At 58.0% G+C, this 13,283-nt stretch carries 11 protein-coding genes; 2 read left to right on the forward strand and 9 right to left on the reverse strand.

Annotation, left to right across the window (positions count from 1 at the left end):
* Positions 1-32 precede the first annotated feature (32 nt).
* The gene (locus tag LVY71_RS13920) at positions 33-1,232 is read right to left on the reverse strand and encodes a CaiB/BaiF CoA transferase family protein (RefSeq protein ID WP_235100467.1); all 1,200 of its coding nucleotides are present in this window, start codon (positions 1,230-1,232) and stop codon (positions 33-35) included.
* Between the two features lie 95 nt (positions 1,233-1,327).
* On the reverse strand, positions 1,328-1,966 hold the full coding sequence (locus LVY71_RS13925) for a 2-hydroxychromene-2-carboxylate isomerase (RefSeq protein ID WP_235100468.1): 639 nt from the start codon (positions 1,964-1,966) through the stop codon (positions 1,328-1,330).
* Positions 1,967-2,214: 248 nt separating this feature from the next.
* On the opposite strand from LVY71_RS13925, the gene LVY71_RS13930 reads away from it, so the two are divergent.
* The gene (locus tag LVY71_RS13930; RefSeq protein ID WP_235100469.1) at positions 2,215-2,739 is read left to right on the forward strand and encodes a winged helix-turn-helix transcriptional regulator; all 525 of its coding nucleotides are present in this window, start codon (positions 2,215-2,217) and stop codon (positions 2,737-2,739) included.
* Between the two features lie 63 nt (positions 2,740-2,802).
* Here the strand turns inward: LVY71_RS13930 and LVY71_RS13935 are convergent, their stop codons facing one another.
* The 5 genes from LVY71_RS13935 to LVY71_RS13955 form a co-directional block, all read right to left on the reverse strand.
* Complete coding sequence (locus LVY71_RS13935) at positions 2,803-4,422, reverse strand: long-chain-fatty-acid--CoA ligase (protein ID WP_235100470.1); 1,620 nt, start codon at positions 4,420-4,422, stop codon at positions 2,803-2,805.
* Between the two features lie 119 nt (positions 4,423-4,541).
* On the reverse strand, positions 4,542-5,741 hold the full coding sequence (locus tag LVY71_RS13940) for an ABC transporter substrate-binding protein (protein WP_235100471.1): 1,200 nt from the start codon (positions 5,739-5,741) through the stop codon (positions 4,542-4,544).
* Between the two features lie 331 nt (positions 5,742-6,072).
* Entirely contained in the window at positions 6,073-7,578 is a 1,506-nt protein-coding gene (locus tag LVY71_RS13945) for a glycosyltransferase family 39 protein (RefSeq protein WP_235100472.1), read from the reverse strand.
* A 140-nt stretch (positions 7,579-7,718) separates the two neighbouring features.
* The gene (locus tag LVY71_RS13950; RefSeq protein WP_235100473.1) at positions 7,719-8,927 is read right to left on the reverse strand and encodes a glycosyltransferase family 4 protein; all 1,209 of its coding nucleotides are present in this window, start codon (positions 8,925-8,927) and stop codon (positions 7,719-7,721) included.
* Entirely contained in the window at positions 8,924-10,441 is a 1,518-nt protein-coding gene (locus LVY71_RS13955; protein WP_235100474.1) for a glycosyltransferase family 4 protein, read from the reverse strand. Before LVY71_RS13955 ends, LVY71_RS13950 begins: the two co-directional genes overlap by 4 nt.
* A 289-nt stretch (positions 10,442-10,730) precedes the next feature.
* Between LVY71_RS13955 and LVY71_RS13960 the strand changes: the two genes are divergently transcribed.
* Complete coding sequence (locus LVY71_RS13960) at positions 10,731-11,576, forward strand: class I SAM-dependent methyltransferase (protein ID WP_235100475.1); 846 nt, start codon at positions 10,731-10,733, stop codon at positions 11,574-11,576.
* Between the two features lie 69 nt (positions 11,577-11,645).
* Here LVY71_RS13960 and LVY71_RS13965 read toward each other — a convergent pair whose 3' ends face one another.
* Positions 11,646-12,425 (reverse strand): ABC transporter ATP-binding protein, encoded by a 780-nt coding sequence (locus LVY71_RS13965; protein WP_235100476.1) that lies wholly within the window; start codon positions 12,423-12,425, stop codon positions 11,646-11,648.
* 5 nt (positions 12,426-12,430) lie between these two features.
* The gene (locus LVY71_RS13970; RefSeq protein WP_235101498.1) at positions 12,431-13,204 is read right to left on the reverse strand and encodes an ABC transporter permease; all 774 of its coding nucleotides are present in this window, start codon (positions 13,202-13,204) and stop codon (positions 12,431-12,433) included.
* Positions 13,205-13,283 lie beyond the last annotated feature (79 nt).

Below are 13,283 nucleotides of genomic sequence, written 5' to 3' on the forward strand. Positions count from 1 at the left end.
AGGCTGCGGGCAAAACCTGCGGCCTTTTTGTTTCAGCGCGCCGCCCGCACCGATTTATCAGCAATCATCGCATCGATGGCGGCGTCGCTGTAGCCGAGATCGCGCAGCACGGTGCGCGAATGCTCACCGACCCGCGGCGCAGGGCCGCCGATGACGGCCTTGTTGACCTCGAAGATCGCCGCGGGCTTCGGCTGACGCACCCGCCCCACCGTCGGCTGGTCGAATTCCTCGATCAGGCCGCGCGCCACCACCTGGTCGTTGCCGATAATCTCGCTGCGGCGCAGGATCGGAGAACACGGCACATCGGCGGCATCCAGACGCTCCAGCCATTCGGCGGTGGTGCGCTGACTGATGTATTCCTGCATCTTGTTGATGCGCGCGGTGGCGTTGACGAAACGCGCGCTCGGCGTCGCGAAACGCTCGTCTTTCGCTAGCTCCGGATCGCCCGAGGCCTTGCAGAAACCCTGCCATTCGGAATCCGAAATGGTGCCGGCGGTGATATAGCCGTCCAGCGTCTGAAACACGAGGTCAGGCCGGTCGTTCGGGTCCCCCGCGGCCGCTTCGGAGCCGACAACGGTGTATTGCATCATGCCTTCCGGCCACAGATACGAGATCATGGTGTCGAGCATCGCCACCTGGATGTGGTCGCCCTTGCCTGTTTTCTCGCGGGCATACAGCGCCGACGAGACCGCCTGCGCCGTGAAGACCGAGGTTGTCTTGTCGCAGACGATGGTCCGGATCATCTGCGGGCGGTTGGTCACCGGCTGCGACTGGATGTCGGCAAAGCCCGACAGAGCCTGAATGATCGGATCGTAGACCCGCTTCTTGACGTAAGGACCGCTGTCGCCGACGCCGCTGATCGAGACATAGATCAGCCGCGGATATTTCTTGCGCAGCTCTTCCTGGCCGAGTCCCAGGCGCTCCATGGTGCCGGGGCGGAAGTTCTGCACCAGCACGTCTGCCTGCGACGCCAGCTTGGCCAACACCTCGCGGCCCGCATCGCTCTTGATGTCGATCGAAAGCGAGCGCTTGCCGCGATTGCACGACACGAACAGCGCCGAGAACTCACCGGCCGCATCGATCAGCGTCCGGCTCCGTCGCGTGCCATCGCCGCTGGTCGGCTCGATCTTCAGCACATCCGCGCCCTGATCGGCCAGAAACATCGTCGCATAGGGACCCGACACCACCGCCGTCAGATCCAGAACGCGCACGCCATGAAGGGGACCGGGCATCTGTTTCTTCCTGTTTGTCTTGACAGCTGGGCTGGCTGAGGGCCTTGCCGCTGGATTCCGGAGATCAGTTTAAACGCTAAGCAAGCGTTTCGAAATCAGGCGGATTTGGCTTTCGCTGCACCGAGCTGCTCGACGATCGATTCCTCGACATCGCGAAGCTGGTCCTTGCCGAAGAACATCTCCTTGCCGACGAAGAAAGTCGGCGAACCGAACGCGCCGCGGTTGACAGCGTCCGTCGTCACCTCGATCAGCCTCTTTTTCACATCGTCCTGCTGCGCGCGGGCAATCAAGCGATCGATGTCGATACCTGATGACAGGAAAGCGTTCCGGAAAATTTCGGGGTCGTCCATCTTCTTCGGCTCTTCCCACATGTGATGGTAGGCGGCGCGAAAGTACGGCTCGAACATGTTCTCGAATATCGCAGCTGTGGCGCCGCGCATCAGCATCAGCGTGTTCACCGGAAAGAACTGGTTCTGCTTGAATTTCGTGATGTTGTGGCGGCGGACGAAACGCTGCGTCTCGAGCGCGTTGTATTCCGGCTTGTTCTTGATGCCGCGAAGCGAGTCGAACGGCGACATGTTGTTGGTCGCCTTGTAAATCCCGCCAAGCAAAACAGGAACGTAGTCGAACTTCACGCCGGTGCGTTTTTCGATTCCCGGGAGGGCGTACTCCGCCAGATAGGCATTCGGACTGCCAAAATCGAACTGAAACTCGACTTTCAAGGGACTGGCCACCGCGCTTTTCCTCCTCTGCCGCACGCCATTTCCGCGTGCTTTTTTAACGCCCTGACCTTGCCGGAGCGACGGCTCATTCATAAAGTTCTAAAATCGAACTGTCAATTCGGGATAACTGTTCCTCGGTTTTGTGCTCGCAACCGCCCGATTAGGACTTTTGTCCAGCTCAGTGCCTATTTAGAATGGGACCACATCAGGCTATATAAATACCATTGGAACTACGCCTAAGGACCGAATCGGAGACGACTATGAGATGGGACGAACTTGAAGAGGAGCCATGCTCCATGGCCCGCACCATCGGCGTGATTGGCGACCGCTGGAGTCTGCTGATCCTGCGCGAATGCTTCCTCCGCACCCGCCGGTTCGAGGCCTTCCAGGCTGCGCTTGGGATCACCCGGCATCTGCTGGCGGAACGGCTCAAGAAGATGGTCCGTCTCGGCGTCTTGCGGCGGGTGCCCTATCAGGAATCGCCGAAGCGCCACGAGTATATTCTGACCCAGAAGGGCCTCGACCTCTACCCGATCATGATGGCGATCGTTCACTGGGGCGACATCCATATGGTGGACGAGCGCGGCCGCCCGCTGATCCATGTTCACAAGAATTGCGGCAAGCAGTTCGATCCGGTCATGGTGTGCTCGGAATGCGGTGACCCTCTCGTCGCCAAGGAAGTCGACGTCTTCCCCGGCCCCGGCGCCCGCCCGAAGACCGATACGCCGAAGCCGGCAAAAGTTGCCAAGGCAAAGCCTGCGCGCGCAAAGGCCCGCGCCGCCTGAGCACCGAACGTCGGGATCAACGGCCAAAACGACCAAAGGCGCCGGCCTTCCGGCGCCTTTTTGTCAGGCGCTCTTTTGCGACGTGTAGTGACCCGCGAATCGCCGCCGCAATTCCATCTTCTGCACCTTGCCGGTCGCACCGTAAGTTAATGCCTCGACGAAGATGACGTCGTCCGGCATCCACCATTTGGCGATTTTCCCTTCGAGAAATGACAACACGGCTTTCGCCGTCGCCGGCTCAGACGCCGCTGGCACCACGATGAGCAGCGGACGCTCTTCCCACTGCGGATGAGGAATGCCGATGACCGCAGCCTCCGCGACGCCAGGGCATCCCGCCGCCAGGTTTTCGACATCGATCGAACTGATCCACTCGCCGCCCGACTTGATGACGTCCTTGGCGCGGTCGGTAAGCTGGATGTAGTTGTCGTCGTCCATCACAGCGAGATCGCCGGTATTGAACCAGCCGTCCTCCAGCAAAGGCTTCTCGTCGCGATAGTAGCCGCTGAGAACCCAAGGACCGCGCACCATGAAGCGCCCGCTGGATTTTCCGTCATGCGGCAGTTCATTGCCGTTCTCGTCGGCGATCTTGACGTCCACGCCGTAGACCGGCGTGCCTTGCATGGTCTTGCGGCGAAGCTGTTCCTGCGGCGAAGCCTTCGCTGCCTTCCGCGACGGCTGCGTCGATGTCCCGCACGGACTGGTTTCGGTCATACCCCAGACGTGATTGACTGAAACGCCGAGACGCTCGAAACCTTCAATCATGCTGGGCGCGGGCGCGGAGCCTGCCACCACCAGCCGCTGCATCGTTCCCGCTCCCCGACCCTGGTCCTCGAAATGCTGGAGCAGTTTGGAGTAGAGCGTCGGGACGCCTGCGGTGACGGTGACCGCTTCGGTCTCTATGAGTTCGGCGATGCTCGCGGCATCCATTTTCGGGCCCGGGAACACAAGCTTCGCACCCACCATCGGCGCGGCATGGGTGAAGCCCCATGCGCCGTTGGCATGAAACATCGGCGTCATCGGCAAGATGGTGTCGGTTGCGGCGAGCCCCATCGAGTAGACGCCTGTGATGGACAGACAATGCAGCACATCCGAACGATGGGAATAAAGCACGCCCTTCGGATTACCCGTCGTGCCCGAGGTGTAAAACAGTGACGATGCAGACAGTTCATCGAACACCGGCCAGACAAAACCTTCGTCGCCTGAGGCGATGAAATCTTCATAGCACTGAAGATTGGGAATGTTGGTCACGGCGGGCAACGCGGCCCGATCAGCCATCAGAACGAACAGACCTACGGTTGATAGATCAGGCGCGAGTTTCTCCACCACCGGCAGAAAAGAACTCTCGAAAAACAGAACCTTGTCCTCGGCGTGATTGGCAATGTAAATGAGCTGCGCCGGGATCAACCTCGGATTGATCGCGTGCCAGATGGCGCCCATCCCGGTGACGCCATGTTCGATCTCGAAATGGCGATAGTTATTCCAGGCCAGCGTCGCGACGCGGTCGCTGTGTTCGATGCCGTGGCGTTGCAAGGCGCTGGCCAGTTGGCGCGCCCGGCGTGCAGCATCGCGATATGTGTAGCGATGGATCGGTCCCTCGACCGTGCGCGAGACGATCTCCGTGCTGGCATGAAACCGGTCCGCATGGCGCAAAAGCGACGACAGCAGCAGCGGCTGATTTTGCATCAGGCCCTTCACTGGCTTTCTCCCTGAATTTCGAAGGCGGTTTCGACGAGCAGAGTTCGTTACGCGGCCGGCATCCTTGTTCAGACGCCGGCCGCGATTTTCGTTCGACAAGCGCCGCGTTACTCGGACTTGGCGTCCAGCACGTCGCCGAACTGCTCCCAGTTCGAACCGCTCCAGCGCTGAAGCTGAAGCTGCGTCCAGAGCTGGTTGACCTTGTCGGTGGTGTTGATTTTGATTCCCGGCATTGCCGTCGGGAGCACAACGTCCTTCAGGCTCTTGGCTTGCTTGAGGACGTTTTCCCGGGACAGATCATCGCCGCACTGCTTGAGCAACTGCTCGAGAACCAGACCCTGCTGGTATCCCGTTAGGTAGTTGGTGTCACCAATGTCCGATCCCGACAGATATTTGTCGAAAAATGCCCGGTATTGCTTCATTCCGGCATCGTTGTCCCACTTCGAGTCCGTTGGGTCCTTGAGGAAGGTGCCGACGATCACGCCGACAGACTTGTCCAGGCCGGCCGGTTTCAGGGTTGCCGCAACCGACGTCGAGGGGAAGTTGATGATAAGGGTCGGTTTCCATCCGATCTCGGCTGCCTTGCGAATGGCCTGTGCGGAAAACTTCGGCGTGCCCGCAACCAGCAACGCCTCGGCGCCCGATGCCTTGAGCGTGACGACCTGCGAATCGACCGTTGGATCGGAAATTTCGTAAGCCGCGGTCACGACCCGCTTGTCGAAGTCGGGCCCGAGAAACTCCTTGAAGGCCTTGACGTAGTCTTTGCCGAGGTCGTCATTCTGATAAAGGATCGCATATTTTGCGTTCGGCAGCGTTCTGGTCAAATACTTGGCGTAGATCTTTCCCTCGGTGTCGTAGCTGACGAGGCCCGTGGTGGTGGTCGGAAAATCCGCGACGTTCGTGAACTTGGCCGATCCGCTGATGATCGCCAGCGATGGAATTTTCTTGCTGCCGTAATACTTCGACGTGGCGGAAAGACCGGGCGTTCCGAGTTGCCCGAACATGAAGGCGACCTCGTCGCTTTCGATGAGCTTGCGGGCATGTTCGACAGCCTTCGGCGGGCTGTAGGCGTCATCGTAGGCGATGTAATTGATCTTGCGGCCGTTGATACCGCCGCGGTCGTTGATCGACTGCACGTAGGCAAGCACGCCCTTGCCTACCAGTCCGATCGACGATGCGGGCCCGCTGAACGGGAATATGCCGCCGATCTTGATTTCCGTTGCGGTGACTCCCGGCGCATCAGCCGCAAACGCCGATCCGGACAGCGCCAGCACCAATGCCGACGCAATTTTGAAGCCCTTGAACATCGTATCTCCTCCCTGGCAATGAACTGCGCCCGTCCTCGCGACCGGCACAGGCGTGATTTTCGGCTGCGGCGTTTGGACTGGCCGTCATTGGCTTCGACGTTACAGTTCTTTTTTAGAACTAGTCAAGCGCCGAGACAGGGGAATGGATCGTTCGGTGCCGGTGAGAGCACCCCCCCGTAAAACAAGGACAACATGCGATATGAGGCAGAGCAGCATGCCATCCGCCTGCATCGATCGAATGAATCAGGAACCAAAATTCAATTTTTGAACTGAAGTAATTTGCACCACATCCAGCGTATGGTTCACGTCACGGCTTGTAGCGTCGCCGATCTCAGCGCACCGCGCGAGGCGGAACGATCAATGCGGCAATCCGCGCCGGAACGCCCGGCATGCCCCAAAGCTGCGGCTGAACGACGAAATCGAAGCTGATGGCACCTGGCGCAATTGCCGCGATTTGTTTCGACCAGATCAGGCAGGTCTCCTCATCGGGGAGACACATGGTCGCCCAGCCTCCCTGTAGTGCCGCCTCGGGCGGCATCTGCCACACGTATTGCTGGTTGAACGGAATCACGAACGCCGGGTGATCAGGGGAGTAGAACCCGAGCGCCATCGCCAGCTTGTCACCGCTGACGGTTTTCAAAGGGCTGACCGACGTCTGACGCCAGTGCTTCATTAACTCGTTCGTCGCGAGGCTGTAGTAATTCCGCCCCTCGCTAAAGGGGTGACTATTCCGGTAGTAGGCATGAGCTGGCGCAAGCAGGACCGCGATCACGGTCAGCGTCAGCACACCCAGAGCGAGCCGCCGCGTTTCCCGCCACTCGACCGGAAACCTGGCGGCGCAGACCGCCACGAGCACGAAGGCGAAAACTCCCGGGGATGCCCAGACCGCGCTGAGCGAGCTTCCGAGGATCAGGCTGATCAGCGGGGGAGTTACGGCGGCTCCAATGGCGACCAGAAGCAACAGCAGGAGACCCGGCTCCAGCGTCCTCAGGCCCCTGAGATAGTCCCCCGCCCGCGAGCGGATCATGACGGCCCACACCAGCGCCGGCAGGGCCAGCGTAGCCGCGAGGCTCAGCAGGAACATCAGGCCCGAAAGGAAGGCACGGCCGGTGGTGAAGCCGCCGTGGGTCGCCAGCGCGTAACCGAGGGGACTTACCCCCGAACTCAGCATCCAATGGATGTGCGGCCCCAGCAGCAGCAAGCCCGCCCCCGTTGAAATCCACGGGGCTCCGGACGTGAAATAAGCCCGGCGCGCGGGATGGCACACTGCCGCGAAAGCGAACCCCAGGATCAGAAAGACAGAATAGTACTTGCCGAGAACGGCTAAAGCGCCGGCCAACCCGGCCACGACAGCCCATCCGGCATGTCGAGTCTCGAAGGATCGCAGGAAGCAGTAGATCGCAAGCGGCCAGATCGCGAACAGGACGGAATTCGCGTTAAAGCGCTGCGCCTGGAATTGATACACCGGCAGCAGCATCAGCAGCAGCAGGATGATGGCGCGTTTGTCGTCGCGAATAAAACGGCGCGCCGTCAGATCGACGATCCAGAGTGCCATGGCTGAATTCGTCATGGCCAGCAGGTAAAGCGACCAGTCCCTGACCGGAAAAACCAGCATCCAGACATGACTGATCCAGCCCATCAGCGGCGGATGCTTGGCTCCGCTCCAGTCCGGCGCGCGCCCGATAGTCCAGGCCTCCAGAACGTCCGGATGCAGATCACCGTTGGCGTAGGCAATCCCGAGAAACACCGTCCACAGCACTACGAAGATCGCGAGCAGTGCGGGAATACCCCAGCCCTTCTCAACGCCATCGAGCCACGTATCGAAAAACGAGGCCATGATGGCAAGATCCCACCGGTTGCAACATAGAGATGTTAGCCCTATCCGACCGGGCACGGACGGGTCAACATTGGCAAGATTTCCGATGCAACCCAAGTCCACAAAATCCGACGTCGCCCGCCGGATTGCTGCGCAGCGATTCAGCGCAGAATCTGCCGGTATGCATCGACCATTAGACCAGCGCTGTGCCGCCAGTCGAACCGGCGGGCCTGTGCGATCCGCGCTTGCCGCTGCGCGAGGTCGGCATGCCCGCCGCTGTCCAGCGCGTCCTGAAGCGCATCTGTCCAGCCATCGACATCCAAGGCAGAGATCCGGTTGCCAAGGTTCGCGGAAATCTCGTCCATCGCGGTATCGGCGCTATGGGCTACCGGCGTCCCGCATGCCAGGGCCTCGACCACGGGCATTCCGAACCCTTCGTAAAGCGACGGCATCAGCAACAGCCGCGCACCCTCATACAGGCTGCGCAACTGCGCGCCTGACACATGCTGAACGAAGCGCAACGCACCTTCCGCGACAAGCGCCGCCGTTTGCGTCGGCAACTTCAGTTCTCCCCACCCCGCCCCGCCGGCTACAACCAGAGGAAAGCGGGCACGAATAGCAAGCGGCAGTTGCGCATAGGCCGCAATCAGCGTGCGAAGATTCTTCCGGGGCTCGAGCGTCCCGACCGCAAGAAAGAAATTTCCATAACGCAAATCCAGGATGTCGAGATCGCGCTGCGTCGCGCCTTCTCCCATCGGCGCAAACTGCGCCGCAGCCGCCGGCGGCGCGACAAAAATCCTGTCGAGCGGATAGCCGAAAAGTCCAGCGATTTCCCGCCTGCTGAACTCGGAAATTGTCTGCACTCGCGGCGCCTGAGCGAGAGTATCCCGCAACGGCGAGAGCCATCGCACCCGATCGTCCGGATGAAACTCCGGATGCCGGAACGTCGAGAGATCATAGATCACCGGCAACACCGGCACCCCGGGATCAGCCAGCGGGCGGAAATTAAACGTATGAAACAGATCGAGCGATCGGCTGCCGACCGACGACGCAAAACGCATTCGTCTCAATGCGCGATAGATCGTCCGGACTGAACCCAAGCCTGCGCGGCGACCGCCGTTGAGAAGCGACGTGCGCACAACGCTGCGCGCTCCTCGTCGAAGTCCGTTTTCCGCTCCATACGAATCTTGCCGTGCAGCGAACTGCTCCAGCGCTGCGAGATCGACCGTCTCCCAATTAAACCGGCGAAAACCGGAGAACCTCAGATCCGGCGACAACTCAAGCGCCGAGCGGATCATATGGAACGTATAATTCGCGATGCCCGTCATCGGGCCATCGAGAATGCCGGATTCAAAACCCGCGCGTATCATCTCTGTAGCGTCAGCATTGACATCGCGCTGACGTCTGTTGCGATACATTCATCTACGATTTGAGAAATCGACTGAGCTGTCATCCTCCAAGAATACGGCTTGTAATTCTCGCAGATGTTGGTCTCGCGCATCTTGACGTAGTCGGGATCATCGATTGCGCGGCGGACGAGCCGGTAGCAGGCCGGAACATCGAGCGGATCGAAATAATCGACGAAATCCCCTCCCGCCTCCGGAAGAGAGGTCCTGTCTCCAGCAATGCAATATTTTCCGACAGCGAGGCTTTCTGAAATCGGCAATCCCCATCCTTCATAGACCGAAGGGTACAACGTAAACAGACAGTGCCTGTAGTACCATGCCAGTTCCTCGTCTGTAATTCCGGTCAGTGGCATGATAAGACGATTGACCAGTCTGTCGTGCCGAATTTGATAGAGCAAATCGGTCACGTACAAATGAGGCGTGCCGATCAACAGAAGTTGCGGGCATTCCTCCTTAAGGTCTTCGGCCAGACGTCGCCATACCTGATAGAGAACGCTCTGATTTTTGCGGATGTCGAGTGTCGAGACGCAGATAGCGAACTTCCTGTCCGGAACAAAGCGGGGCAATGGAGGTGAGTTGCTGGCACCCTTTCGGCCGTAGAAGTTGGGATTATCACCCAAGCGAACGACTTCAACAGGCGGTGATGGCAACCTTTCATCCTCAATATACTTCGCTATCTCTTGTTTCTGAAAATTTGAAATTGTCAAAATCACATCGGCATTTCGAATCTGTTGGCGAACCCACAGGGTCACAACACGCGAGGCGCCGGGCGTCAGCCATTGAGGATACAGCGTCGGAATAAGATCATAGATCATGCTCACGCATTTGAAACGATACTTAGTCTTGTTCTCGGCAATCGTCTCTCCGTAGCGATGAATTCCCCAAGTGGCCGATAGCGACAAACACACATCGCCAGGCTGGAATACGATCGGTCGAACGCCGACACCTTCAGAGATGATTTTAGTTTTCTTTGCAGCGTTGATAACGATGCGATTTGCCCTTGAAAGAGCCGATTGAAGTTTTTTCTTTATAACTCGAAGCAAATGAAATCCGCTTCGCAAGAAATCTCGCAATGCATCCGTCATCTCGGCGCCGATGATGGGCCGCAAAAACCTGCCAGACCTGGATCTCAACCTCCCCGTGGCGTACGCCAATGGAGCCACCGGCGCCAGGGCGGCCGCTAAACTGGCGTGCGATCTGGACGTTCTGGCTTCCCCCAATATCGCTGGCGTATAGCTGTCAACAGCGGGGGCAGAATCCGGATCGCTGCCGGCCTGATCGAGATGCCGCCGCACGATTTCTGACAGAGATTGACTCGTCGTTACTTGAAGCGCGCGCGCTGCTTCATCATAGCAAAAAAGACCAACGTCCTTCCGCAACTGCAACAGTTCTGACAGAACGCCCACAGCGGTCCGCTGAATACCGGTCAGGTGAGAATGGTGCCATCTTTGCAGGTCAGTAACGTCGAACCAAAGCATTTGGTGACCGGAAATAAGACTTCTTGATAGCAAGTCCTAACACAAAATAGATTCTGTGTTCTACGGTCACAGCGTGACGTCGCCCGCCCGGAACCCGATGTTCGCCGATTTATGAGGTTAACGGATGTTACGGTCAATTTTGCGGAAAGGGGCAGAATATCTGGGAATCAGGATAGGACCGGATGGGTCCCTTGTCTTGCTGTCTCGATCGGCGAGAAGGAATGTCCGATCCACCGTCAGCTGGCAAGCGGACCGTTTCGCTCATATTCAGGATATACTTTCCCATCCTATGGATGGCCGAAGAGGCGTCGATTTCACGACAATTCCCGCAATCGGGGAGCGGCTCTATTTTCGCTCGTCGCTTTGCACGGCTCAGGACTTCCGCCATCCAGATTTCCATCGTTGGCTCGGCCTGATAAAGGAAACGCCGCGCGTTCACCGTAAGATCTGGGAACATGTGTTCATCGCCAGACATATCGAGGCCGCTGGGCTGATCCAGGCCGGACGCCGAGGGCTTGGCTTCGGCGTAGGTCGGGAGCCACTGCCTTCCGCTTTTGCCGCGCTTGGAGTTTCCGTTCTTGCGACTGATATGTCTCCCGACGCTGCCACGGCCGCGGGCTGGATGGAGACAAACCAACACGCGTCGCAACTCTCCCAATTGAACTCAAAGGGAATTTGTCCAGACGACGAGTTCAATCGCAAGGTTTCATTCGGAGTCTGCGATATGAATGCAATTCCCGCTACCTTCGCAGATTACGACTTCTGCTGGTCTTCATGCAGCCTTGAACACCTGGGATCGATCAAAGCCGGGCTGGACTTTATCAAGGCCTCGGTCAAAACCCTCAAGGTCGGCGGAGTTGCTGTTCATACGACCGAATATAATGTTTCCTCCAATGATGCGACCATCGACAACAATCCGACCCTCGTGCTGTTTCGACGACGCGACATCGACGGCCTCGTGGAGGAACTGCGTTCCGATGGTCATTTCGTTGCGGAGGTCTGCTACGATGTTCTGAGCGAGCCAATCGACCTTTTTGTCGATATTCCTCCATTCACAGCAGATACGCACATCCGCCTGGCTCTCGCTAATTTTGTCTCGACATCGATCGGGCTTGTGATTCAATGCGGAAAATAGCGCCACAATTATCGTCGCGTCGATAAAAGCTGTCACACGCGAGCTGACATGTTCTCCTGAGCGACGAACTTAAGTCACCGCGCCCTGATACGCCGCAATTACATCGGATACCGGGCCAAGCGCCCGTACTCGTCCCCGCTCCATCCAAAGTCCCTTATTGCACCATGTGCGGCAGATCTCGAGGTTATGCGACGCCAGCACAAGAACGCTCGCCTTCCGCAAGAACGATTCAATCCGCACATGTGCCTTCGCCATAAAGTGCGCATCCCCGGCCAAGATCCACTCATCCATCAGCAGAATTTCCGGTTCAAAGCAGGTGGCGACGGCGAAAGTAAGCCGCAATGTCATGCCCGATGAATAGGTCCTTACCGGCATATCCAGATATTCGCCAAGTTCCGTGAACTCCGCGATGTCAGGCAGCAGTCGTTCGATTTCCTGGGAAGAGAGACCGAGCAGCAAACCTCGGATACGGATGTTATCGTAACCGCTCAGGTCGGTATCAATGCCGAGCCCAAGATCGAACATCGGCGAGACGCGGCCATGTATCCGGACGGCTCCCGAGACAGGTTCATAGATACCGGCCATGACACGCAGCAACGTGGTTTTTCCTGCGCCATTCGCGCCGATCAGGGCTAGCCGATCTCCGCTGACGAGCGAGAGAGACACGTCGCGCAAGGCATCGATCATGACGCGGTCGTTGGCATCACGGGCAATGCGTCCCGCAGAACTGCGTGACAAGATGATCTTCTTCAGCGAACGTGACCCGCCGTGGTAGATTGGAAAAGACACGCTGACACGATCAAGACCGAGAATCGTTTCGCGCTCGCCAATTTTTTGCGGCTGCATCATCGGGATCAAATCCAGTATGAGATACGCGCGCGGAAACGAATAAAGAAACCCGCAGCCAGAAGGCCGTTGACGATCGTGATCAGCCCTACCGCCGCATAGTTCAGCGGCGACGCCATATATCCGAGCAAAGGCGCCCGCACGATCTCGACGAGATGAAAGAACGGATTAAAAATGATGAGTCCTGAATTCTGACCGAGCAATTCAGGCTTCCACATGATCGGTGTAATAAAAAAAACGATCTGAATCACGCTTCCGATGATCTGGGGAATATCCCGGAAGCGTGCAGACATCATACCGAGATACATACCCGCCAGCGCACCGTTAAGCGTTATCAGAAGAAAACCCGGGATTGCAAAAAGCGCAACGCTGCCGGGCCAGATCTGGAAATAGAGCAAAATGCCAAAGTAGATTGCGAAATTGTGGGCAAAGATGATGATTTTGCTCCACATGAATCGCAAGACGTAAACCGAATACGGCAAACGAATCTGCTTGATGTAGGATTCCGCCCCGGTAAAAAGTGCGCCAGCTTCCGATAGAACAGCAGCGATATAGTTCCAAAGCAAAAGCCCGACACAGAGAAACGGCATGAAGTCGCCGATTTCCGTTTTGAATATCCTTGAATAAATCAATCCGAGCGACACGACCATGATAGCCATGCTCGCAGTCAACCAGAGCGGCCCCAGCAGCGAGCGCCGATAGCGCTGCAGAATATCATTCCATCCAAGCGCGCCCCATAGCCTCCACAACGAGAGCCCGTCGACAACATCCTGCGATGCCATTTGCGCCTGACTTGGCATCTGTGTCTGCCCGATCACCAGCATCGCAGTTTCATTCACCTTGATGTCATCTGCCACACGT

This window comes from Bradyrhizobium sp. G127, from assembly GCF_021502575.1.
Lineage (GTDB): Bacteria > Pseudomonadota > Alphaproteobacteria > Rhizobiales > Xanthobacteraceae > Afipia.

Bases quoted from the DNA above. Each gene is read 5' to 3' on its own strand.
- LVY71_RS13920 (WP_235100467.1), bottom strand. From the start codon at position 1,232: ATGCCCGGTCCCCTTCATGGCGTGCGCGTTCTGGATCTGACGGCGGTG.
- LVY71_RS13930 (WP_235100469.1), top strand. From the start codon at position 2,215: ATGAGATGGGACGAACTTGAAGAGGAGCCATGCTCCATGGCCCGCACC.
- LVY71_RS13940 (WP_235100471.1), bottom strand. From the start codon at position 5,741: ATGTTCAAGGGCTTCAAAATTGCGTCGGCATTGGTGCTGGCGCTGTCC.
- LVY71_RS13935 (WP_235100470.1), bottom strand. From the start codon at position 4,422: ATGCAAAATCAGCCGCTGCTGCTGTCGTCGCTTTTGCGCCATGCGGAC.
- LVY71_RS13965 (WP_235100476.1), bottom strand. From the start codon at position 12,425: ATGATGCAGCCGCAAAAAATTGGCGAGCGCGAAACGATTCTCGGTCTT.
- LVY71_RS13945 (WP_235100472.1), bottom strand. From the start codon at position 7,578: ATGGCCTCGTTTTTCGATACGTGGCTCGATGGCGTTGAGAAGGGCTGG.
- LVY71_RS13960 (WP_235100475.1), top strand. From the start codon at position 10,731: ATGGATGGCCGAAGAGGCGTCGATTTCACGACAATTCCCGCAATCGGG.
- LVY71_RS13950 (WP_235100473.1), bottom strand. From the start codon at position 8,927: ATGATACGCGCGGGTTTTGAATCCGGCATTCTCGATGGCCCGATGACG.
- LVY71_RS13955 (WP_235100474.1), bottom strand. From the start codon at position 10,441: ATGCTTTGGTTCGACGTTACTGACCTGCAAAGATGGCACCATTCTCAC.
- LVY71_RS13970 (WP_235101498.1), bottom strand. From the start codon at position 13,204: ATGGCATCGCAGGATGTTGTCGACGGGCTCTCGTTGTGGAGGCTATGG.